16 protein-coding genes are annotated in these 25,148 nt (G+C 48.4%); 13 read left to right on the forward strand and 3 right to left on the reverse strand.

What is annotated here, in order from left to right; all coding sequences use genetic code 11:
- The 7 genes from T500_RS15855 to T500_RS0110875 all read left to right on the forward strand — a co-directional run.
- The coding region (locus tag T500_RS15855; protein WP_036908997.1) for an ATP-binding protein at positions 1-242 on the forward strand (242 nt) is incomplete at its 5' end.
- Between the two features lie 669 nt (positions 243-911).
- Complete coding sequence (locus T500_RS0110840; RefSeq protein ID WP_028908124.1) at positions 912-2,075, forward strand: AAA family ATPase; 1,164 nt, start codon at positions 912-914, stop codon at positions 2,073-2,075.
- A gap of 266 nt (positions 2,076-2,341) precedes the next feature.
- Positions 2,342-3,370: a DUF6371 domain-containing protein gene (locus T500_RS16475; RefSeq protein ID WP_051612034.1), complete on the forward strand. Its 1,029-nt coding sequence runs from the start codon at positions 2,342-2,344 to the stop codon at positions 3,368-3,370.
- A gap of 445 nt (positions 3,371-3,815) precedes the next feature.
- Positions 3,816-4,412, forward strand: a complete 597-nt coding sequence (locus tag T500_RS16480; RefSeq protein WP_051612035.1) for a hypothetical protein — start codon at positions 3,816-3,818, stop codon at positions 4,410-4,412.
- Positions 4,413-4,777: 365 nt separating this feature from the next.
- Positions 4,778-5,218 (forward strand): N-acetylmuramoyl-L-alanine amidase, encoded by a 441-nt coding sequence (locus T500_RS0110865; RefSeq protein WP_028908126.1) that lies wholly within the window; start codon positions 4,778-4,780, stop codon positions 5,216-5,218.
- A 413-nt stretch (positions 5,219-5,631) separates the two neighbouring features.
- Complete coding sequence (locus tag T500_RS0110870; protein WP_196243508.1) at positions 5,632-6,489, forward strand: MraY family glycosyltransferase; 858 nt, start codon at positions 5,632-5,634, stop codon at positions 6,487-6,489.
- Positions 6,490-6,506: 17 nt separating this feature from the next.
- On the forward strand, positions 6,507-7,640 hold the full coding sequence (locus tag T500_RS0110875; RefSeq protein WP_230580896.1) for an MraY family glycosyltransferase: 1,134 nt from the start codon (positions 6,507-6,509) through the stop codon (positions 7,638-7,640).
- Positions 7,641-7,670: 30 nt separating this feature from the next.
- Here the strand turns inward: T500_RS0110875 and T500_RS0110880 are convergent, their stop codons facing one another.
- Together T500_RS0110880 and hflX are read right to left on the reverse strand one after the other, a co-directional pair.
- Complete coding sequence (locus T500_RS0110880) at positions 7,671-9,524, reverse strand: DUF4954 family protein (protein ID WP_028908129.1); 1,854 nt, start codon at positions 9,522-9,524, stop codon at positions 7,671-7,673.
- Positions 9,517-10,848 carry a GTPase HflX gene (hflX, locus tag T500_RS0110885; RefSeq protein ID WP_028908130.1) on the reverse strand — a complete coding sequence of 444 codons (1,332 nt, stop codon included), beginning with the start codon at positions 10,846-10,848 and terminating at the stop codon, positions 9,517-9,519. Before hflX ends, T500_RS0110880 begins: the two co-directional genes overlap by 8 nt.
- A 135-nt stretch (positions 10,849-10,983) precedes the next feature.
- Between hflX and nagB the strand changes: the two genes are divergently transcribed.
- From nagB to T500_RS0110910, 5 genes are all read left to right on the forward strand, one after another.
- On the forward strand, positions 10,984-11,778 hold the full coding sequence (gene nagB, locus T500_RS0110890; RefSeq protein ID WP_028908131.1) for a glucosamine-6-phosphate deaminase: 795 nt from the start codon (positions 10,984-10,986) through the stop codon (positions 11,776-11,778).
- Positions 11,779-11,803: 25 nt separating this feature from the next.
- Positions 11,804-13,747, forward strand: a complete 1,944-nt coding sequence (locus T500_RS0110895) for a glycoside hydrolase family 97 protein (RefSeq protein ID WP_028908132.1) — start codon at positions 11,804-11,806, stop codon at positions 13,745-13,747.
- Between the two features lie 110 nt (positions 13,748-13,857).
- Positions 13,858-16,761 carry a M16 family metallopeptidase gene (locus T500_RS0110900; RefSeq protein ID WP_028908133.1) on the forward strand — a complete coding sequence of 968 codons (2,904 nt, stop codon included), beginning with the start codon at positions 13,858-13,860 and terminating at the stop codon, positions 16,759-16,761.
- 31 nt (positions 16,762-16,792) lie between these two features.
- The gene (locus T500_RS0110905) at positions 16,793-18,442 is read left to right on the forward strand and encodes a fumarate hydratase (protein WP_028908134.1); all 1,650 of its coding nucleotides are present in this window, start codon (positions 16,793-16,795) and stop codon (positions 18,440-18,442) included.
- Between the two features lie 53 nt (positions 18,443-18,495).
- On the forward strand, positions 18,496-19,923 hold the full coding sequence (locus T500_RS0110910; protein ID WP_196243510.1) for a M6 family metalloprotease domain-containing protein: 1,428 nt from the start codon (positions 18,496-18,498) through the stop codon (positions 19,921-19,923).
- Between the two features lie 18 nt (positions 19,924-19,941).
- Here the strand turns inward: T500_RS0110910 and clpB are convergent, their stop codons facing one another.
- Positions 19,942-22,452, reverse strand: a complete 2,511-nt coding sequence (gene clpB, locus T500_RS0110915) for an ATP-dependent chaperone ClpB (RefSeq protein ID WP_028908136.1) — start codon at positions 22,450-22,452, stop codon at positions 19,942-19,944.
- A 197-nt stretch (positions 22,453-22,649) separates the two neighbouring features.
- Between clpB and T500_RS0110920 the strand changes: the two genes are divergently transcribed.
- The gene (locus T500_RS0110920; protein WP_230580897.1) at positions 22,650-25,142 is read left to right on the forward strand and encodes a TonB-dependent receptor; all 2,493 of its coding nucleotides are present in this window, start codon (positions 22,650-22,652) and stop codon (positions 25,140-25,142) included.
- Positions 25,143-25,148: the final 6 nt, after the last annotated feature.

The following is a 25,148-nucleotide window of genomic DNA, read 5'->3' on the forward strand; positions in this document are numbered from 1 at the left end:
TGCTTGATGGGCAGCAACTGTTAGACTTTATGGAGATTATCGAGGACAGACATGGTCAGAAGTCCACTATCATCGTGTCTCAATTGCCAGTTTCAAACTGGTACGACGTGCTTAAGAAGAATACCACTGCTGCTGATGCCATCCTTGACAGAATCGTGCACACAGCTGTACGTTTTGACCTCAAAGGAGAGAGTATGCGGAAGAAAAAATCGACAAAAAAGAGCGATGTTACAGAAAAATGATTAAATTTGCAGCGCCATTAGGATGAACGAGTCAGAAAAGTGAACGGATATCCCCGTTTTGGGTGGGTGGATATCGACCGTTTTTTGCAAAGTAATATTAAATTTTCAAATAAACAAATAATAATTGCGTTTTTTGATTAATTGCGGGAGCTCCAACCATGAAGCTCCCGCTGTTGTTTTTATGGTTGGGTGACTAGGGCGAAGAGGGCTTCGCGGAAGCCTTGGGAGAAGATGGGGGGCTCGTTGGGGAAGGCTTCTTGGTAGTCGTGCTCCAGACTGTCGAGAACCTTGGCTATCAGTTGCCATTTTTGATAGGAACTGAGTCCGGGCTTCTGCAGGAAGTAACGGAGCACTACATAGCCCTGCCAAAGGGCTATTACACTGTCTTCGCTTTTAAAAAACGGTCCCGTGTCTTGCGACCAACATGGACATTCTCAAGGTTACGCACAGTGGCCTGCGCGTCGTTGTCAATCATGCCTTTAATCAAGGCACGAAATGACGGTGTTGTCATAAAATCTTTCATCTTATTGTTAAAATGTGTTAGTTTTGTGTGCCCCTAATGGAGCACAAAGTGGATGCAAAGTTATTGTATTTTTATTATATTTGTGTCGTCAATCCATCAAGCAACTGAATTTTTCACATCATTTAAACATTAACATTATATCAATTATGCAGAACCTAAAACCTGTGGTGTTTAATCCGGATGCGGGGCATCTGATTCGTGGCGAGCTTTGGCTGGCAGGCATCTCCTGCCAGCAGGAGCACCGACTGAAACAGTTGGAACAGCGACGTATTACACCAACCACTAAGTTACGGCCGATGGAGTTCCTGTTTCGCTTGGCGGGCAAGCCCTGCTTTGCTCGTGGTGAACTGACAGGACTATCGGGCAAGGCCAAGAGCGGTAAGACATTTGTTTCAAGTATTTTGATGGCACTATGCTTTCGCAACCAGTTGCTCTCCGTAGAAAGGATCGAGCCGAAACGGTTGCACGTGCTGTGGTATGATACTGAACAGAGCGAAGAGTCGACGCAAGACATCCTCAAGCATCGTATCATACCACTTACAGGCATAGCTGAAGAACGATTCCCGATGGAACAGATGGATGTGTTTAACGTGCGTGGCGAAACCATGACTGAACGCTTAGGCCTGTTAGAACTGTTGGTTTTGCGCTATCAGCCCGACCTGGTAGTGCTGGATGGTATTCGCGATCTGGTGGCCGATATCAACGATGGTGTGGTGGCGCAGGACACCATAGAACGGTTGATGCGTCTGGCTTCGGATAACCATTGTGCCATTGTGTGTGTGCTGCACCAGAACAAGAGTCAGGAGGATAAGAATCTGCGTGGCTGGATTGGTACGGAGCTGAAGAACAAAGCCTTCGAGGTGTACGAGTGTGCCAAGAATTCGGAGCGCATCTTTACGTGGGGGCAGACGGATACACGCAAATACACCATCGCGACACCATTGCAGTTTGCTGTGAATGATGAGGGGCTGCCGTATCAGTGTACCCACGAAGAGTTGGTTGAAGCGCAGTTCCGCAGTCAGCAGAAGATGGCCGACAAATTGCAAGATCAGAAAAAATTGCCTGATTTGAATCCGAAGTATGCACACAAGGAGGGGCGCAGGCATGTGTTCGACGTTAAACAACTGTTTACCGACATCATGCAGCCAGGACAGGTATATACCGAGGAGCAGTTGATACCGAAGATTTTTGATCTTACCGGCGCCATCAAGCCGAAGTTGCATGATGAGATGTTGAAAAAGGCGGTAGATGAGAATGTAATCGTGTGTGTGACGAATCCGTTTGGTAAAAAAGAGTATGGCCTACGGTGAAGGGCTAACGTGCCCCACATACTACATTCTCTCTCGTAGAGAGAATTACGTATGGGGACTTAGCCATCACCTACGGAGTTATGAGCCCCCTACAGGGGCGAATGAATGGGGGCTCCCATTCACGTAGGGGCAAGCCCCTACGCTATGTTAGAAAGACCCCTTCAGGGTTAGGCAAGCCCCTACGCTATGTTAGCAAGACCCCTTCAGGGTCAAGCAAGCCCCTACGCTATGTTAGAAAGACCCTTTCAGGGTCAAAAATTTGAACAATGAAATACAGTGAATTAGATCTTCAAAAAATACGTGAGGTGCCTATATTTGATGTTTGTTCGAAGTTGGGCATTACGCTGAAGGGTAAGGGTAAACTTACCAAGCGTACCCTTTGCTGGCACCATAACGATAAGCACCCTTCCATGCGTGTTAACAGCGAAAAGAACCTCTACAAGTGCTTTGTTTGTGGCGAGGGTGGGGATGTGATCAAGCTGGTGCAGGAGCAAGAGAATCTGGATTTCCTGGCGGCTTGCGATTGGTTGGTAAAGGAGTTTGATGTGATATTGACACCCCCAACCGTTCAGAAACCTGTAAAAAGCAAACCTTCTGCACCGCCACCACCACCTGTTGTGGTGCCGCTGGATGCGACATTGGTTGCCAAAGCGAAAGGCCTGGGTTCGGAGTTTTGCAAAGCTGTGGTAGCCGCTGGTTATCTGAGCGAGGGGCAGCTACGCCATGCGGCAGAACGCTATCAGCTGGGCTATTCGAAAGAAGGTGGCGTTATCTTCTGGGAGATAGACGAACAGCAGCAGGTGCATACCGGCAAGATTATGTATTACCAACCCGACTGTCATCGCGACAAGGGGCATAACCCCACTTGGGTGCATACCATCCTGAAGCAGCAACTGCCTGCTGACTACGAGTTGCAGCATTGTCTGTTTGGGTTGCACCTGCTCAATGAACGCTCTGAACGCGTAGCGATTGTAGAATCAGAGAAAACGGCGGTAATCATGTCGGAGAAGTTTACGGATTTTGTGTGGTTATCGTGTGGTGGCATGCAAATGCTGAAACCAGAGTTGTTAGCACCCTTAGTACAGTATCGCATCATTATCTTCCCTGATGCCGATCCTGAGGGTGAGGCATTCAAGCAATGGACCGATATTGTGAATGAGGCACAGCGCCTATATCGCTTCCGTTATCCCATCCGTCTGTCGCCCCTGTTGGAACAGAAGGCTACTCAGGACCAGAAAAATCGAAAAATTGATATTGTAGATTTTTTATTTGAACAAGATGAAAGCCATGTATAAATCAGAACTCGCCAGATTGGCTGGCGTGTCACCCAGAACTTTTCAGCGCTATATGGTTTCTCGCCAAAACGTTCTTGAGAAAATGGGCGTAAGTCTTCATGCGCATCTGTTGCCACCTCAGGCCGTAAAATACATCTGTGATGACTATGGCATAGAAATCTGAATTTTTTTTCAGCCAAAATCGGCCAATAACAGACAAAAACAGACAACAGCATTTCAAAATGTTGTATCTTTGTAACCGGTAAGCGAACCAAATGATACCGAGTCATCTACGGGTCATTGAGACTATCTTTACGAGTCATTCAGAACGTCGGAACACCTCATTGAGATAATCCCTTAGGGGGTATAAAGATTATCTGAACAACTCATTAAGACTATCCGGATAGCGTGTTAAGATAGTCTCGTCGCCAGCCATAAACTATAAACATTTAAACATTAAAAAAACATGAGTCAGAAATTTATCAAGTCGCAGAACAAGAACAGTTCAAGTACGGCATTCGGCAAGTATTTTGCCCAGGCCGTGTACGACAACCACTTTGTGGGAACCGAGGAACTGGCAGATTTCATCCAGCGTCAGGCCTCAGTGAAGAAGAGTGACATCAAGGCTGTGCTGCAGGAACTGGGCGAAGCTTTTAAGCATTTCTTCGAGATGGGCCAGAAGATCAAACTCGACGGCATTGGCATCTTCAAGGTGGGTTTCTCCAGCATCGGTGTAACGAAACTCGAGGATTGCGGTGCCCAGACCATTACAACGCGCCGAGTGCTGTTCCAGCCCGAGACCACCCGCGTGGTGGTTGGTCAGCAGAAGACCAATGATGGTAGCGTGAAGCAGAAGTACGTGAATGCCATCACCATGCTGAAGGACGTAACCTTCGAGGAAACCCACGACAACGCCATGAATATCGAGCCAGAAGGCTCGGGCTCTGGAAACAACGGAGGTTCTTCGCAGAATTCAGGTGGAACTGGTAACGGTCAGAACACCGGTGGTAACTCAGGCGGCGGTGGCAACCCAGGCGGCAGCGGTGGCAGCGACATGAATTAACGAGCTAAGCATCTAAGGATCAAGGGCGTGTCCGGAGAAAAGCTATGACGCACCAGGTGGCCTAAGCGCCACAACAATATCCAATATCCGTTATGAAAGCATCTTGCGCGTCCCTTGCCTTAGTTCTTCCTTTTTATCATCCATAAACCTTAACCATTAATAATTATTAGCAATGAAAATCAAGTGGTCGACAATTAAGCAAATTATTAAACTCCTTGCAACCGTTATTACAACCGTGGCGGGTACCCTGGCCGTGCAGAGTTGCACTCCGCATTGGTTTTAGGGGCATTGCCCCTACCCAGGGGCAAGCCCCTGGGCTATGTTATACAGCCCTTTCAGGGCAATTACTCATAACTCAAACAATAATGACAGAATTGAAACCCCTTAAGAAAGTGGCGATGCTTGTGGTGCATTGTACGGCAACCAAATGTAACCGCCCATTCAGTGTTGAGAACCTGATAGGCTGTGGGATGGCCAAGTATGGTCAGTGTTCCTATCACTACTATGTACGCAGAGATGGACAGGTAATCCCGCTTTTGCCCGAAACGGTACAAGGTGTACATGCCAGGCATTACAACTACTGTTCGCTCGGTATTGTATATGAAGGCGGACTGAACGAGAAAGGCCAGGCTTACGATACCCGCACCGAAGCCCAGAAGCATGCGCTCTATGAGCTGCTGAAGGATCTGACCGAGGAATATCCTCAAGCCCGGATTATAGGACACTGCGAACTGCCCCACGTGGCCAAGGATTGTCCCTGCTACCTGCCCAGTCGCGAGTACGCCAACCTCCAGCCTAAGTGCTGAGACCTAACGGTTAACACCACGCCCCTAAGAAGAACAACGCTCCTTAGGGGCGTTTTCATTATTTTTTTCTTTTTGCAAGAAGAATGTTGCGTTATAATTTGTTTATTTAAAAATTTAGTATTACCTTTGCGGCGGATATTAGCAGTGGAATTTACTAAATGTTATATTACTCAATCATTATACCGCTATTGTTGGCAACCTCTCTGGCTCTTTATATCATCCCCCGTATTATTATGGTGAGTGTGAAGAAAGAACTGATGGGTGATGAGGCATTAGTGCGTGACGGAAGAGTTAGGCGAAATGTTCCGCGATTTGGGGGCGTTTCGCTTTTCCCTATACTTGTAATCAGTGTAGGCTTGCCTTTGGCTTGCACCTTTTTGCTGAATGACCAGTTCTCGACATATGCCGAAAATATGGAATATTTCGTGCAGTTTATGTTGATGATGACTGGGCTGACAGCCATGTATTTGGTTGGCGTGATGGACGACCTAGTGGGTGTGTCGCTTAAATCGAAACTCTCGATTGAGGTGTTGGCAGCCACTTTGATACCGCTTTCGGGCGCACGTATTGATCATTTGGATGGCCTGTTAGGTTTGTACGAATTGGAGCCGTGGATTAGCTTTCCGCTGACCATTGCTGCAGTGGTGTATGTATCGAATACGATATCGATGCTGGATGATATTGATGGCTTGGCTTCGGGTATGGCTATCATCGCTTTTGCTGTGATGGCTGTTTTTTGTGGCATGGCTAATCAGTATCTGCTACTGATGGTCTGTGTGGCTATGGTGGGGTTGTTGGGCCCATTCCTGTTCCGCAATGTGCTGGGCTGGCGAGTGGGCTGGCGCAAATTGTTCTTTGGTGATACTGGCGGTTTGACCATCGGCTATATTCTGGCTTACATAGTGATCTCTGTAAGTAGGATGGGAGGCGATGAATTGCCTTTTGGTATTGGAATGGCATGCTTTGGTACGTTGCTGATACCTATGTTTGATGTGATGCGTGTAGGTATCACCCGTCTGGTAAACGGCAGAAATGTATTCAGAACAGGTGACCGTAATCACATTCATCATCGACTGATTCAGGCAGGTTTGCAGCCCCGTCAGGTGCTGATGGTTGTACTGCTGATTACCGCTGAATTTATCGGCCTGAATATTTGGGGCGTTCTGCAAAGATGGGACCTGTCGCTGCTGTTAGTGGTAGATGTGTCGGCATGGGGCCTGATACAGGTTGTGATTATGTATTATAAAAATCGTGGGAGGGATAAGGCTTGAATTATTTTTTCGATATATTGATTAAGGCTGGGGCTGATGTGGATGCCCTGAAAACGGCTTATTCAACGGCTGTTCCTTTCCTGCTGTCTGCCTTGTTGGGCTGGTTGTTCGTACCAAGAGTGCTGTTGATTAGCAGAAAAAAGAAACTGTATGATATTCCTGATGCCCGCAAAGTGCATAACCGCCCCATCCCTAGATTGGGTGGTATTACTTTCTTCCCAGTACTTATCATGAGCTTCTGTCTCACCATAGGAATTTGGATGCTGATGCATTTGTATGGCGGATTGCTTCAGGTAAACCTGCTAATTGCGCGTTTTATCCTGTTGTCGGTGGGTATGATGGTACTTTATCTGACGGGTGTGACTGACGATTTGATAGGTGTATCGTATAAAGCCAAATTCATGGTGCAGATAGTTTGTGCCATGTTGTTCCCATTGTCAGGTTTGTGGATTCACGATTTGTCGGGCTTGTTCTGGTTACATGAAATTCCGGCTTGGATAGGTATTCCGCTTACTGTATTCTTAGTGGTGTATATTACGAATGCCATTAATCTGATTGATGGCGTGGATGGATTGGCATCGGGCCTCTGTTCAATTTCGCTCTTTACCTTGGGTATGGCTGCTGCCATCAAGGCACAATATCTGTTTAGTATGATTTCGTTCGGCATGCTGGGCGTGTTGCTGCCATTCTGGTTTTATAACGTGTTTGGCAATGCTGAAAAAGGTAAGAAAATATTTATGGGGGATACGGGTAGTTTGACATTAGGCTATCTGCTGAGTTTTCTGTTGGTATATATGGCTAGTCTGGATAAGATGGGATTCCCTAGAGGAATGTTGCTCATGGGCTTCTCGACGATGATTATCCCATTGATGGATATCCCACGTGTAATGTTGGCCCGAGTGCGTGAGGGCAGAAATCCGTTTACGCCTGATAAGAATCACATTCACCATAAGCTGATGCGAACAGGTATGAAGCCTTTCTGGACGATGATTACACTCTTGGTGGTTACTATGTTCCTGATTGTGTTTACTGTTGGTAGTGTGATGCTGGATATCAATAAAACACTGATTCTGTTGGTTGATATCTTCTTAGGTGTGATGCTACATCTTACTATTGATTACTTTATTAAGAAGAAAGAGAGTAAAAAATAAATAAAGCCTCGCAACTGCGAGGCTTTATTGTTAGTTTTCGTAATCAATCTCGTGATCGAGTTTGGAGAGGAAATCTTCGTAAACGTCCTGCTCGACATCACCCATCTGGAATTCTTTTTCGGCATCCTTGCGGATCTCGGCAATCCAGGCGCGGCGGGCTCTTACGTAGTCCTCACGAATGCGCTCACAGGCAGCCTCGTCGAGTTCTTCGAGCTGGTAGTAGTCGAGAATCATCTGGTAGCTCCATGCCCAGCGGTAATCGCTATAGTTGTTGTTGATCTCAACAAAACGGTCGAGCACATCGTGGATATTGTCGATGTTGCCATTCTTGATATCCTCAACCAGGCGCTGCTCCTCGCTCTCGGGCAACAGCAGTCCGCTCATGTCAATCCAGCGGCCCTGGCCTGTGGTGCTGATAGGCTTGCCAATATAGCCCTCCTTCTGGGCACGCTTCAGTACGGCACCCATATAGATGCGCAGAGCGATATCGTAGTACTTTAATCCCTTACGCAACGAGGTGGCATTAATCACGTACTCGTGGAAGTTGTAAGTGGTTACATTATCACCCGAAGCATGGCGCAGGTCCTTCAGAATCTGGATACCCTGCATAATCTCGCCTACGGTGAAAGGTGAGAGCCAGTCGAAGTTGATGATACTCTTACGCGACTGCTTAGAACGCTTATCGCGCTTGGGCCATTTCTTAATATCACGATACAATCCCACGGTGGTGATGTTACGACCTGGTACCAGATAGCAATCGTCGCCATAAGCCAACAGGTAACTGAATGGCAGATTGCGGGTATCGGGGTGGTGCATCAGCTTACCGAAGCACACCGAGAAAGCACCGATAGTGGCTGGCATGAGCACATAAGCACCTGAGGCGGTCTTGGTACCGCGCTCCAACGTACCATAGTGCATGGGGCCCATCTTATAGGCATGGTTCGAGAAGTTGGTGTTAGAGCCTGCGTTATAGAACGAGAACTCGCCACCAATCAGCAGCGAACTCTTATGGTGAGAGGCTGAGAATGGGCCGCAGAAGGCAGCACAGGCCTCGCCATTGGCCATGAACGAGTTGGCAAAGAAGAGGCTAGCCTCGGCGGTAAATCCATTGGTAATCTGACAGGCCTCGCCCACAAAGCAATCCTGCATTTTTACTGAGTTGTTAATCGAGCAACCATCGCAGATAATCGAATTCTCGCAAATCACACCTGTGCCGATAAATACAGGAGCATCCATCGAACTCATCACAGTACACTCTGAGAGGCGTGCTGCACCACTAATTTCGCAATCGCCCTTGATGATGGTGTTGGTGATATCCTTGGCATTGATAATCTTTACGTTGTTACCGATATAGCCACGATCTGGGCGCGATACACGCAGTTCGTCCTCAATCATCTGCTGGAGGGTTTGCTTCAGGTTCTTGTCGTTGTTATGTTTTACCATAAACGACGCCAGCTGTGAGTTCAACTCGCGGAAAATGGTTACATTGCCATCGCCCATCTCGTTGAGTACCGAAATCACTGAGCCTTCACCATAAGTGGCATCATCGGTGGTCTCGAGCGTACATATATTAGATATGTAACAGTCGTTACCAATGGTGTAGTTATTGATGTAATTGCCTATCTTCTCGATAAGGCAGTCGTTACCAACCGTTACATTACGCAGGGTGGCATCGTTGATACCAGAGTGCTTGGTGAAGCCCTTGCTTACCTCGACCATCTTGTTGAATGCGCCTAAGCAGATGTCGCCATAGAACATCACACGATGGAAGTTGTACGGTTTAAAGTTCTCGTCGACTAAAACACGTTGCCAGTCCTCTGCCCAGCAGCCGTTGTTCTCCAAAACGTCGATTTCGTTCTGGGTTAGTTGTCTGTAATTACTCATAATCTTGATATAAAAAGTCGTTATAGGGGTATTTCTGCACATGCAGCTCACGTACTCGTTTGTACAGAATGTCGCGCAGTGCATCAATATTATCCTTTTGTTTGGCCGAGATGAACAGACACTCCAGGTAGTGCTGGTTCTCGCCTGTGCGAGCCATCCAGGTTTTCTCAAGGTCGTCGAGTGTCATGTTCTCCTTGGTGGCAGGTGTCAGGTCGTCCTCCTCTTTCTCCACCCAGGTATAGGCATCAATCTTGTTGAATACCAGCATGGCAGGCTTATCGGCACAGCCTAACTCCTTCAAGGTCTCCTCAACCACGCGGATCTGATCCTCAAAGTCGGGGTGGGAGATATCTACCACGTGTACCAGCAGATCGGCCTCGCGCACCTCGTCGAGGGTGCTCTTGAACGATTCAACCAGGTCGCTGGGTAACTTGCGGATGAATCCAACGGTATCGGCCAACAGGAATGGCAGGTTATCGATGGTCATCTTACGTACAGTGGTATCGAGTGTGGCAAAGAGCTTGTTCTCGGCAAACACCTCGCTCTTGGCCAGCAGGTTCATCATGGTACTCTTACCTACGTTGGTATAACCTACGAGGGCCACACGAATCAGGCGACCGCGATTCTTACGCTGGGTGGTTTTCTGTTTGTCGATCTCGGCCAGGCGCTGTTTCAACAGGGTGATGCGCTGCAGAATGATACGACGGTCCATCTCCAACTGGGTTTCACCTGGTCCACGCAGTCCTACCGAACCTTTTCCGCCACCAGAGCCTGAGCCACCGCCCTGGCGCTCCAAGTGGGTCCAGAGTCGTTGCAAGCGGGGCAGCATATAGCGATGCTGCGCCAGCTCAACCTGGGCCTTGGCCTCGGCAGTCTGGGCACGCATGGCAAAGATATCGAGAATGAGTGAGGTTCGATCCAGAATCTTTACCTGCAGTTCCTTTTCGATATTGCGCATCTGCTTGGCACTCAGTTCATCATCAAAGATAACCATACCTACAGGCTGGGGGGCATTCGACTCGTCGAGCAAACCCTCGGCAAACAGCGAGGCATCCTGCTCGTCCAACCACTCATCGTAGGCATCTTGGCACTGCTTGATATATTCTTTGATTTCAAGCAGTTTACCGCTACCCACATAGGTGGTCTGACTGGGTCCACCCACTTTCTGGGTGAAACGCTTCACGGTTACAGCCCCGGCAGTATCTGCCAGAAACTCAAGTTCGTCGAGATATTCCTTGGTCTTGGCCTCATTCTGCTCTTTGGTAATGAGTCCCACCAGTACGGCAGTCTCTGCTTTCGCTTCTGATATTACAAATTCTTTCATATTGGGCACAAAGTTACGAATAAGTGCGTAAAAATCACTAAAAATCTATGTTAATCCGTGTTAATCCGTGCCTAAAAAGAATATTTCGTTGTATTTTTGCACGGAAATAGAAATAAACTTAAAAACAAATAGTGTATGAGAGTAATTATTCAGAGTGACTATCAGAAAATGTCACAGTGGGCTGCTAACCACGTTATTAAGCGTATCAACGAGTTCAATCCAACTCCCGATCACAAGTTTGTGCTGGGATTGCCAACCGGTTCATCGCCAGTAGGAATGTATAATGCACTGGTTGAGGCTAACCGTGCTGGTAAGGTTTCGTTTAAGAATGTGATTACCTTTAACATGGACGAGTATGTTGGTTTGCCCGAGGCTCATCCAGAAAGCTATCATGCTTTTATGGCCCGCAACCTGTTTGATCATATCGACTGCCCCAAGGAGAATATCCACATTCTGAATGGTAACGCACCTGACCTGCAGGCTGAGTGCAAGCACTACGAGGAGATGATTAAAGAGGCTGGTGGTATCGACCTGTTTATCGGTGGTATTGGTCCCGATGGTCATATTGCCTTTAACGAGCCAGGTTCATCACTGCGTAGCCGCACTCGTATGAAGACACTGACTACCGACACTCGTATTGCTAACAGCCGTTTCTTTGGTGGTAAGCCCGAGAATGTTCCTGCTCACGCACTGACTGTAGGTGTTGGTACCGTGATGGATGCCCGCGAGGTGATGATTCTGGTGAATGGTCATGGTAAGGCTCGCGCTATGCAGGCTGCTATTGAGGGAGCTGTAAACCACATGTGGACCATCTCGGCTCTGCAGATGCATGAGCACGGTATCATCGTGAGCGATGAGGAGGCTGCTGATGAGTTGAAGGTTAGCACCTATAAGTACTTTAAGGATATCGAAAGCGAACAGCTTTTGTAAAATGTTAATATTGAAAAATGTAAGAATGAGAAAATTATTCTTAGCAATATGCATAGCGTCATCAGTCCTTTGTTGGGCTGATGACGTTCGTGTTTCATCGCCTAACGGGAGTTTGGTGGTGACTGTGAGTGATGCTGATGGGCATCTGAGTTATACAGCGACTCTGGATGGTAAGCAAATGTTGGCACCATCGGCCCTGGGTATGAAAACCAGTTTGGGCGACCTGACAAAAGAATTGTCAATTGTAAAGTCTCAATTGTCAACTGTCAATTCCAGCTACCAGATGCGTGGCACCAAGGCATCGAAGGTGGATTATCAGGCTAATGCCTTGACTATCGACCTGCAGAACAAGGATGGTGTGAAGTTCAGTATCCTGTTCCAGGTGTCGGACAATGATATCGCCTTCCGCTATCAGATGCCTCGACAGACTATCCGCCGTCGTGAGTACAAGCGTGTGCGAATCCTTTCAGAGGTGAGCGGTTTTAACTTCCCTGATGGTACTACTACCTTTATCTCGCCACAGATTGGGCCTGAGACAGGCTGGGAGCAGACCAAGCCTTCGTATGAGGAGGGCTACTCTAACGATGCCCCCATGGACAAGGCTTCGCAGTATGGTCATGGTTACATCTTCCCTGCGCTGTTCCATCTGCCTACTGGTTGGGCACTGGTGAGTGAAACGGGTGTTACAGGAGGTTATTGCGGTAGTCATCTGAGCGATTATCAGACAGGTAGCGGCTATACCGTGGCTTATCCCGATAAGGGGGAGAACAATGGCTTTGGTACCGATTTTGCAGCTATTCCCCTGCCAGGCGAAACACCTTGGCGCACCATTACTTTGGGTAGCACTTTGAAGCCCATCCTGGAGACTACCATCAGCTATGATGTGGTAGAGCCCCGCTATCAGGCATCAACTGATTACAAGCCAGGACGCTACACCTGGAGCTGGCTGATTGGTCAGGACAACTCGATTAACTATAATGATCAGGTACGTTTTATTGATCTGGCTTCGGCCATGGGCTTTGAGTACTGTCTGGTAGACAACTGGTGGGACCAGAATATTGGTCGTGAGCGTATTGCAGAACTCTCGAAATATGCCCAGAGCAAAGGTGTACACCTGCTGATGTGGTATAACAGTAATGGTTTCTGGAACGATGCCCCACAAACCCCACGTAACTGCATGAATACCGCCATTGCCCGCGAAAAGGAGATGAGCTGGTTGGAGAGTATTGGTGTAAAGGGTATCAAGGTCGACTTCTTCGGTGGCGACAAGCAGCAGACCATGCAGCTGTATGAGGATATCCTGAGTGATGCCAATCGTCATGGTTTGCAGGTGGTGTTCCATGGTTGCACCGTGCCTCGTGGCTGGGAACGTATGTATCCTAACTTTGTGGCTTCGGAGGCTGTGCTGGCTTCGGAGAACCTGTTCTTTGGCGAGGGTGCTACCATCAGCGAGGGCTTCGACCTGACGTTGCATCCCTTCTGTCGTAATGCTACTGCCTCGATGGACTGGGGCGGTATTATCATGAACAAGTTCATGTCGACCGATAACAAGAGTCGTCACTCGCGAAAAACTACCGATATCTTCGAATTGGCATCGGGTATTACCATGCAGACCTCGGTACAGTGTGTGGCCATGCAGCCAAACAACCTGCAGGAGTTGCCCCAGTTTGAGATGGACTTTTTGCGTGAGTTGCCCACCACTTGGGAGGAGACACACTTTATTGATGGCTATCCCGGCAAGTATGTGGTGATGGCACGTAAAGCCACCAATGGCAAGTGGTACATCGCAGGCTTGAATGCCCAGAAAGAACCACTTGCGCTGACCCTTGATTTGAAGGCGTTTGGTGACCTGACTAAGTTGCTTGTTGACGATAAGCAGATGCAGCCAGTACAGACTGCCTTGAAGAAAGATAAGAAGGGAAAGATAAAAGTCACAATTCAGCCGAATGGCGGAATGATTATTAAATAACATCAAGGAGCATTTTTTTATTAAGAAATGCTCCTTTTTATTTGCAAATGTCGCAAATAATACCTACCTTTGCGGCTGAAATAATTATTATTATCAATTTATTATTATTAATGAAAACTAAATTTTTACTGACTATCGCAGCCATGGCACTTGGAATGAGTGCTCAGGCTAAGGATTACAAGTACGTCACCGTTCCTGGCGACATGATGCAAACCCGTATGTACACATTGGATAACGGATTGAAGGTGTACCTGAGTGTGAACACTGAGAAACCACGTATTCAGACTTATATTGCCGTACGTACCGGTTCGAAGAACGACCCTGCCGAAACCACAGGATTGGCTCACTATCTGGAGCACTTGATGTTTAAGGGCACCAAGCAGTTCGGTACTAACAACCCAGAGGCTGAGGCCCCACTGCTGGCAGAGATTGAGCAGCGCTACGAGGCTTATCGTAAGCTCACCGATCCTGAGGCTCGCAAAAAGGCATACCACGAGATTGACTCTGTTTCTCAGGTGGCTGCCCAGTACTTTATTCCTAATGAGTACGACAAACTGATGGCTGCTATTGGTGCTGAGGGTACCAATGCCTATACATCTAACGATGTGACTTGCTATACCGAGAATATCCCATCGAACGAGATTGATAACTGGGCCAAGATTCAGGCCGACCGTTTCCAGAATATGGTGATTCGCGGTTTCCACACTGAGCTGGAGGCTGTGTATGAGGAGTATAACATCGGACTCACATCCGACTCTCGTAAGCTCTTTGCTACCATCTCAAAGATGCTGTGGCCTAACCATCCTTATGGAACACAGACCACCATCGGTACTCAGGAGCACCTGAAGAACCCCTCAATCACCAATATCAAGAACTACTTTAATAAGTGGTATCGCCCTAATAACGTAGCCATCTGTATGGCTGGTGACTTCGATCCCGACAAGACCATCGCCACCATCGATAAGTACTTCAGCACCTGGAAACCCGGTGCAGATGTGAAGCAGCCCACCTTCGCTCCGCTGCCAGCACTTACGCAGCCTAAGGACACCACCATCGTTGGTCCTGAGGCCGAGCGCGTATGGATGGCTTGGCGCGCCAAGCAGGCCAATGCGTTGCAGGCTGATACCCTGCAGCTGTTGGAGGATGTGCTGAGCAATGGACGTGCCGGACTTTTCGACCTGGATCTGAACCAGACCATGAAGGTGCAGCGCGCCAATGGTGGTACCGAGCTCTTGCGCGATCATGGTGCTTTCTTCCTGATGGGTACACCTAAGCAGGGTCAGAGTCTGGAGGAAGTGCGCAGTCTGATGCTGGCCGAGATTGAGAAGCTGAAGAAGGGCGATTTCCCTGAGAGTCTGTTGCCAAGCATCATCAACAACTACAAGCGCAATCGCTATCAGGAGCTGGAGAGCAACGAGGGACGTGCTGATATGTTTGTAAACGCCTTTATTAACGAGGTAGACTGGAAACAGGAGGTTGAGAGTATCGACCGCGTGTCGAAGATTACTAAGCAGGAACTGGTGGCTTTCGCCAACAAGTTCTTTACAGATGCATATGTAACCGTATTCAAGAAGCAGGGTGTTGACAGCCTGCAGAAGAAAATTGACAAGCCTGCTATTACGCCCATCCCCACCAACCGCGACATGATGAGTGAGTTTGTGAAGGATGTACAGAATACAAAGGTAGAGCCTATCCAGCCAAGATTTGTTGACTTTAAGAAGGACCTGACCATCGCCAAGACTAAGAAGGGACTGCCACTAAAGTATGTGAAGAATACAGAGAACGGCCTGTTCCAGATGAACCTGCGCTATGAGTTTGGTCGCAAAGCCGACAATCGCTACGATGTAGCAACAGACTATATCGATTATCTGGGTACTGACAAGTACACTGCTGCTGAGCTGAAGCAGAAGTTCTATGAGCTTGGTTGCGACGTATTTATTGCCGAGGGTAGCGATGCTATCAACGTGCACCTGATGGGTCTGAGCGAGAATATGCAGGCTGCTATGGCACTGGGCGAGGAACTGCTGCAGAACGCCAAGGTGGATAAGGCTGCTTACGACGAGATGGTGAGCCAGATTTTGAAGCGTCGTAATGATGGCAAGAAGAACCAGCGTGGCTACTTTAACTGGCTGTATAACTATGGTGTATTTGGCCAGCGCAACTACAGCAGAGACATCATGACTGAGGAGCAGCTGAAGAATACCGACCCACAGGTGTTTGTTGACCTGTTGAAGAACCTGAGCAGCTATGAGCACAGCGTGGAGTATTATGGACCTATGAGCCTGAAGGAGGTTTCTGACATCGTGACAAAAATTCATAAGATGCCAAAGAAACTGATGCCTGTGCCACAGAACAAAGAGTACGAGCGCCAGCAGACACCTACCAACGAGGTATGGATTGCACCATTCGACGCTAAGAATATCTATATGCGTATGTATCACGATGAGCATCGCGACTGGAATATTGATGAAGCTGCTGTAGTTAGTGTATTCAACGAGTACTTTGGTGGTGGCATGAATGGTATCGTGTTCCAGGAGATGCGTGAGGCACGTGGTCTGGCTTATAATGCCGCCGCCTACTATGGACGTCCTGACAAGAAGAGTGGCAAGGAAAGCTATTTTACCCACATCATCACTCAGAACGATAAGATGATGGATTGTATCAATCACTTCCATAAGATTCTGAACGAGATGCCAGCCAGTGAGACTGCATTCAAGATTGCTAAGGATGCACTGACCAAGCAGTTGGCCAGCCTGCGTACCACCAAGATGAGCATCATCAATAAGTGGAACGCTATGAAGGAGCTGGGTCTGGACTACGATCTGAACCAGAAGATTTATCAGGATTTGGACAAGGTGACACTGCAGGATATGGTGAACTTCGAGAAGAAGACTATGGCCAATAAAACCTATCGCTACATTATTCTGGGCGATGAGAAGGAACTCGACATGAAGGCACTCGAGAAGATCGGTCCTGTGAAGAGACTGACTACCGAAGAAGTTTTTGGATACTAAAGATTAAGAGATAAATTTATATTTTGTGATTATGGCTAAGACAGTTGAATTTAAGTATGCGCCCATGTTCCAGGTGGGCGAGGACAAGACGGAATATCGTCTGTTGTCAAAGGAAGGCGTAACTACCGCCGAGTTTGAAGGTAAGCAGATCGTGAAGGTTAGCAAAGAAGCCCTCACTCTCTTGGCCCAGCAGGCTTTCCACGATGTGGAGTTTATGCTGCGTCGCGAACATAACGAACAGGTGGCTAAGATCCTCACCGATCCCGAGGCCTCTGAGAATGATAAGTATGTAGCCCTGCAGTTCCTGCGCAATGCAGAGGTGGCTTGCAAGGGTATCCTGCCTTTCTGTCAGGATACTGGTACTGCCATCATCCACGGTGAGAAGGGACAGCAGATATGGACTGGTTTCGAGGATGAAGAGGCTCTGAGCCTTGGTGTGTTCAACACCTTTACTCAGGACAACCTGCGCTACTCGCAGAACGCTCCTCTGAATATGTACGACGAGGTGAACACCCGTTGCAACCTGCCTGCACAGATTGACATCGAGGCAACAGAGGGTGCTGAGTATAAGTTTGTGATGGTAGCTAAGGGTGGTGGCTCTGCCAACAAGACCTACTTCTACCCAATGACCAAGGCTACCATCCAGAACGAGGGTACACTCATCCCATTCCTGGTAGAGAAGATGAAGAGTCTGGGTACAGCTGCATGTCCTCCATACCACATCGCATTCGTTATCGGTGGTACATCGGCTGAGAAGAACCTGCTGACAGTGAAGCTGGCTTCAATCAAGTTCTACGACGGTCTGCCAACAACTGGTGACGAGACCGGTCGTGCTTTCCGTGATATCGACCTGGAGCAGAAGCTGATTAAGGAGGCTCAGAAGATTGGACTGGGTGCACAGTTCGGTGGTAAGTATCTGGCACACGATATCCGTGTGATCCGTCTGCCTCGTCATGGCGCCAGCTGTCCTATCGGTATGGGTGTAAGCTGCTCTGCCGACCGTAACATCAAGGCAAAGATCAATGCCGATGGTATCTGGCTGGAGAAGATGGATAGCAACCCAACAGAGCTGATTCCTGAGGAGTTGCGTAAGCCTGGTGAGGGCGGCAAGGGTATCGAGATCGATTTGAATGAGGGTATCGATGCTGTACGTGCTGAGCTCTCTAAGTATCCTGTAAGCACCCGTGTGAACCTGAAGGGTACCATCATCGTGGCTCGTGATATCGCTCACGCTAAGCTCAAGGCTCGTCTGGATGCTGGTGAGGGTATGCCTGAGTACTTCAAGAAGTATCCTGTGCTGTATGCTGGACCTGCTAAGACTCCAGAGGGCTATCCTTGTGGATCGATGGGACCAACAACAGCTAACCGTATGGACCCATACGTTGATGAGTTCCAGGCTAACGGTGCATCACTGGTTATGATTGCTAAGGGTAACCGCTCGGATGTAGTTACCGAGGCTTGTAAGAAGCATGGTGGTTTCTACCTCGGAACCATTGGTGGTGTAGCCGCAGTTCTCTCTAAGAGCTCTATCAAGAGCATTGAGTGCGTAGAGTACCCAGAGCTGGGTATGGAGGCTGTATGGAAGATTGAGGTTGAGGACTTCCCCGCATTCATCCTGGTTGACGACAAGGGTAATGACTTCTTCAAGACCCTGAAGCCATGGACACCTTGCGCAAAATAATACAGTTCGCATTTGTGTTGCTGGTGGCAGTTGCCACCAGCGCACAGCGGCGAATGCCTTGTTTACGAAATATCCCCACTGATAAAGCTAAGACCCGCGGGGTGCTTAGCTATCCCGTTCAAGATTGGGATCCGCAGAAAGTGTATCGTCAGGCTGTGGTGCTGATATCCTTTGCCGATTGCGATTTTTCGATGGAGGATCCTGCCGCCTATTACCAGCGTTTGTTTAATGAGAATGGCTATAACGAGGGTTATGGTTTAGGCTCTGTGGCTGATTATTTTCGCGATCAGTCAGGTGGACTTTTTAACTTGCAGTTTGACATTTATGGCCCTATTAAGGTTAGCATCAGTGCAAAAGGTTCTTATAATAACTATGGCTTTAATGCTATGGAAGAGGCTTTGGCGGCATTGGATACCTTGACCACTCAAGACTTCTCTGTTTACGATTGGAATGGAGATGGTGTGGTTGAACAGATGCTGTTTGTGGCAGCTGGTCTTTGCGGAAACCAGGCTTCGGGTTACATTTGGCCTAACACAGATTATACTACTTTTAATGCCCCAGGAAAAAAGGAAATGGTGAATACCTGTATAACTTGTGAACTGTGGAGAGACAAGACACTATGTGGTATTGGTACCATTTGCCACGAGTTTGCCCATTGCTTAGGGTTGCCTGATATCTACCCTACTAGTGGCTCAAGCTATTTCTCGGTGGTGGATGAGTGGGACCTGATGGATGGGGGAAACTACACCAACAAGGGTTGGTGCCCCCCCAACTTATCGATCTTGGAGAAAATGCTCTTGGGGTGGGGGACACCTACCGAACTGACAGAACCCACTACTATCACAGAAATGAAGCCTGTAAGTGAGGGAGGGGCAACCTATTTAATTCGTAACTCTGGCTGCACAAACGAGTACTATCTGCTGGAGAATCGAAGACAAACTAAGTGGGATTATGGTATTCCTGGCAATGGCTTAGCAATTTTTCATGTAGATTACGATCAGGAAAGGTGGCATTTAAATGAAGTAAATATTGCTGATACCCTTTTCCGTTACGATTTGTTCCATGCGGATAGTAAGGATTACCTGACTTGGGATCCCAAGAATAATGGCAAGGATTTGGGGAAATATACGATGGACGACTGGTTGCGTAACAGGTACCTGAGTACCTCGACTTATCCTTATACCAATCCCGAAACGCAGTTGATAAACGATGTGCTGAATGATAGCAGTACACCTGCATCTACCGTGCATAATAAGAATGCTGAAGGTGCCCTGCTGATGTCGAAGGCTATTACCAATATCCGTATAGCTGATGATGGTACGGTATCATTCGATTTTATGAAAGGTACATCGGACATCCAGCCGATTATCGAGGTAAAGGATACTGATAATCGTTGGTACGACCTGCAAGGCCGACAGCTACAAGGCGAACCACGCCAGAAAGGAGTTTATATCCATAACAGAAAAAAGGTTGCTCGATAACTCGAGCAACCCTTTTTCTTAATTCCTAAAGATTAGTCCTTCGCCGTATTCATCGATGATGATAGGTTTGGTGCGATCCACCTCGTCTGACAGGATCTTCTTCGACAGGTCGTTGAGCACGAACTGCTGGATGGCACGCTTTACAGGACGAGCACCATAGTCGGGATCGTAACCCTGCTCGGCCAGATAGTCGATGGCCTGTGGTGTACACTCTAAGGTGATGCCCTGAGGTGCCAGCATATCGGTAACCTTCTTCATCTGCAACTTCACTACGTCGGCAATCTGTTCCTTGGTAAGAGGTGTAAAGGTGATAATCTCATCAATACGGTTCAGGAACTCTGGGCGCATAGTGGCTCTGAGTTGCTCACGGGTAGCGTTCGAGGTCATGATAATGATGGTGTTCTTAAAGTTGGCGGTACGTCCCTTGTTGTCCGTCAAACGTCCATCGTCCAGCACCTGCAACAGAATGTTGAACACATCCGGATGGGCCTTCTCAATCTCATCGAACAGCACTACCGAGTAAGGCTTGCGGCGCACGGCCTCGGTCAGTTGTCCACCCTCGTCGTAGCCTACGTATCCTGGAGGTGCACCAATCAGTCGGCTCACGCTGTATTTCTCCTGATACTCACTCATGTCGATACGCGTCATCATGGTCTCGTCGTTAAACAGATAGTCGGCCAAGGTCTTGGCGAGCTCTGTTTTACCTACACCTGTGGTACCTAAGAAGATGAAACTTGCGATAGGACGCTTAGGATCCTGCAAACCAGCACGACTGCGGCGCACAGCATCAGATACAGCGATAATGGCTTCGTCCTGACCAATCACGCGCTTGTGCAACTCATCCTCCAGATGCAACAGCTTTTCGCGTTCGCTCTGCATCATCTTGGTAACAGGGATGCCTGTCCAGCGGCTTACTACCTCGGCGATGTCATCGGCGGTAACCTCTTCGCGAACCAGAGAGTTATCGCCTTGGGCATTGGCCAGCTGACTCTGGATATGTGCAATGTCGTCCTCAAGTGCTTTCAGTTTCGAGTAACGTATTTCGGCTACCTTACCATAGTCGCCCTCGCGCTCAGCACGTTCTGCCTCCAGTTTGAGGTTCTCAATGTCCTGCTTGTCCTGCTGGATTTTGTTGATGAGTTGGCGCTCGCCTTCCCACTTGGCACGGAACTGGGTTTCCTGCTCCTTCAGTTCGGCGATGTCCTTATCCAACTGTGCTATCTTCTGGGTGTCGCCCTCTCTCTTGATAGCCTCGCGCTCGATTTCGAGCTGGGCCAAACGGCGGGTAATCTCATCCAATTCCTCAGGTACCGAGTCGCGCTCCATACGTAACTTGGCTGCGGCCTCGTCCATCAGGTCGATAGCCTTATCAGGCAGGAATCGCTCGCTGATATATCGCTCTGAGAGTTGTACGGCAGCGATACAGGCATCGTCCTGGATACGTACCTTGTGGTGATTTTCGTAGCGCTCTTTCAAGCCTCGCAGAATACTGATGGCGCTCAGTTCATCAGGCTCATCTACCATCACAGTCTGGAATCGACGCTCCAGGGCCTTATCCTTTTCAAAGTATTTCTGATACTCGTTCAGTGTAGTGGCACCAATGGCTCTCAGTTCGCCACGTGCCAGGGCTGGCTTCAGAATGTTGGCGGCATCCATGGCACCCTCGCCACCGCCGGCACCTACCAGGGTGTGGATCTCGTCGATAAACAGGATGATGCGGCCCTCAGCCTTGGTCACCTCGTTGATCACACTCTTCAGGCGCTCCTCAAATTCTCCTTTGTACTTGGCACCAGCTACCAGCGCACCCATATCCAGCGAGTAGAGTTGCTTGTCCTTCAGGTTCTCAGGTACATCGCCACGCACAATACGGCCAGCCAGTCCCTCAACGATGGCAGTCTTACCCGTACCAGGTTCACCTATTAATATAGGGTTGTTCTTGGTGCGACGACTCAGAATCTGCAGCACACGACGGATCTCATCGTCGCGACCAATCACTGGGTCCAGCTTGCCTTGTCGCGCCAGATCAACCAGGTTCTTGGCGTATTTCTCCAAACTCTGGTAGTTGTCGTCGGCACTCTGCGATTGTACTTTCTGTCCCTGGCGCAACTCCTGAATAGCAGCCTGCATTTCCTTCTCGGTACAGCCGGCATCCTTCATAATGCGCGAGGCGGTAGAGTTAACTTTGAGCAGGGCGAGTAGGATAGGTTCTACCGATACAAACTCGTCGCCACCTTTTTGGGCTACCTCTTGCGCGCGCACGAGTACATTATTACTATCACTGGAGAGATAAGGCTGACCAGCGCCCTGCACTTTGGGCAGATGCTGTATCTCCTGATCTACCAGTAACTCTATCTGCTGGGCATTCACACCCAACTTCTGGAAGATGAAGGTGGTTACATCCTTCGCCTTCTCTATCACACCTTTCAGTATGTGTACAGGTTCGATGACCTGCTGACCATTCATCTGGGCACTGTTTACTGCCTGCTGAATGGCTTCTTGTGCTTTAATTGTAAACTTGTCGAATGTCATATATAACTCCTTTCTTTATTATTATTCCTATGTTCTTATTATCCAAAACCATGCCGAGTGAATAAATGCTGACAAAATGGCATTGATATATGTCTGTTTGTCGCAGTACTCCTGAAAATCCATATAAATGTGGATTGCTCAAGTTGCAAAAATTGCGTACCTTTGCAGCGCAATTAAGAACATAAGTTGTAAAATTGATGAATAAGAAGATTGTTTTCGTGCTTTTGGCACTGGGTGGCCAGCTTTCTGGCCTGGCCACTCCTCTTTTTAGTCTCGATACTGAGGCTCTTAGCGATTCAAGTAAAGTAGTCGACCTCGACGAGGTAGTTGTAGTTTCGCAGCCTAAGGAGCAGGTTCGCCTGCGTCTGCTGCCTGTGAGCAGCAACGTGTTTGGTAGCGAGCAGCTTCAGCAGCTCAACGTACATGATCTGTCGCAGCTGTCGCAGTATGTACCTTCGTTTGTGATGCCATCGTATGGTTCGCGCCTCACCTCGTCGATGTATATCCGTGGTATCGGTTCGCGTATCAACAACCCTGCAGTAGGTGTGTATTACGATAATATCCCACTGATGTCGAAGTCGGCTTTCAATAACCATTTCTATATGCTGGATCGTGTAGACGTGCTGCGTGGTCCCCAGGGTTCGCTCTATGGCATGAACACTGAGGGTGGACTGGTACGTATCTACTCTAAGAATCCTATGGAATCGGCTTGCCGCTTGCTACCGGAGGGACGCAAGAATTATCAGGGCACTGATATCAAGTTGGGTATCGGCACAGGTCTGTATAGCAATGTAGAGGTGGCTCACTACCATCGTCCATCTGAGAAGCTGGCATTCAGCGTGGCTGGTTTCTACAGCGGTCTGAAGGGCTTTATCAATAATCAGAACTTCGACCAGAAGAATGACCTGACCAACGAGGCTGGTGGTAAACTCCGTCTGATCTATGCCCCAAACAAGCAGCTGAAGTTTGACTGGACTGCTGATTATCAGTATGTAAACCAGAATGGTTTCGGCTATGGAGAATTCCAACCTTTTGAATGGAGTTCGGTAAAACCTTATACCATGAAGCCTGATGACCCTGCCACCACCATTATGAATGGTTACAAGCGCAATATGTTCACCACAGGTTTGAACATTGGTTACGAGACAGAGAGCCTGCTCTTTACCTCAACCACCAGCTATCAGTACCTGAACGACCTGATGCTGATGGACCAGGATTATATGACAGGCGATTATCTGCAGCTTAATCAGGCTCAGAAGATGAACGCCATCACTCAGGAGTTTGTGCTGCGTAGCAACAACAAGGGTCTGATTCGTCAGATATTCCCAAGTCGTTGGCAGCATGCTACAGGTTTGTTCGCTTCGTACCAGTGGCTTAACACCAATGCACCCGTGCTCTTTGGCGATGGCATCACAGGTCCTATCGGCAATGCGATTGCCAATGCTATGAAGAACTCTATGCTCCAGGCTATGATTGGTCGCTATATGGGGCAGGGTATGAGTGCCCAGGCTGCTCAGACTGCTGCTCAGGCTGCAGTAGATAAGATGGGTGTAACCATGACTGCCGAGATGGCTGTGCCTGGTGAGTACAAAACTCCAACTTGGAACTTTGCAGCTTTCCACGAGAGTAACATCCTGTTGGGCGACAACTGGAAGCTTACCCTTGGTTTGCGCTTTAATATAGATAAGGTGAAGATTGAGTACGATGCTTTGGCTTATATGAACATGACTGGTGGTACAGCCAATGCTACAGCTACCTATCACCTCACATCGCATGTACAGGACAGTCGCTCTAAGAGCTACACCCAGCTGCTGCCAAAGGTGGCGCTGACCTATAGCTTCGACGAGAATATTGGTAATATCTACGCACTGGTATCAAAGGGCTATCGCGCTGGTGGATACAATTTCCAGATGTTCAGCGATGTGCTGCAGACTGAGTTGAATGCGCATCAGCAGGACGCTATGCGTGGTGACTACGATGTGGAGCACACTGCTGCCGACTATGATGCTATCAACGAGACTATCGCATATAAGCCAGAGGAGAGTTGGAACTATGAGATTGGTACCCACCTCAACCTGTTTGGTGGTAGCACCCACTTCGACTTGGCTCTTTACTACATGCAGATTCGCAATCAACAGCTGTCGATCATGGAGCCTAACAGCAACTATGGTCGCATAATGGTCAATGCAGGTAAGAGTCACTCATGCGGACTTGAGGCTACTCTGCGTGGAAAGGCTATCGACAATGCTCTCGACTGGGCTGTAACCTATGCATTCACAAATGCTAAGTTTGATGAGTACCAGCATACCGTAGGTGGTTCTACATCTCCAAATACGGATACATTCGCTGGCGATTACGATGGCAACTATGTTCCATTCGTTCCCCAGCACACTCTTAGCGCTATGGTTGACTGGCACATTGGCAAGTTCACCATTGGTGCCAACATGAATGGCCAGGGTAAAACATGGTGGGACGAGGCTAACACCTACGCCCAGAAGTTCTATGCTGTGGCTGGTGCACATGCTGATTACGACTTCGGACCAGTGCTGGTATCGCTTTGGGGACGAAACCTCACCAACACGCACTACAATACATTTGCCGTTGCATCGAGTGCTGTAGGTGGAACTCACTACTTCGCTCAGCGAGCAACACCTATCCAGGTTGGATTAGACGTAAACATTCACTTCTAAGCATAA

Origin of the sequence: Xylanibacter ruminicola Ga6B6, from assembly GCF_000687715.1 — a bacterium.
GTDB lineage: Bacteria > Bacteroidota > Bacteroidia > Bacteroidales > Bacteroidaceae > Prevotella > Prevotella ruminicola_B.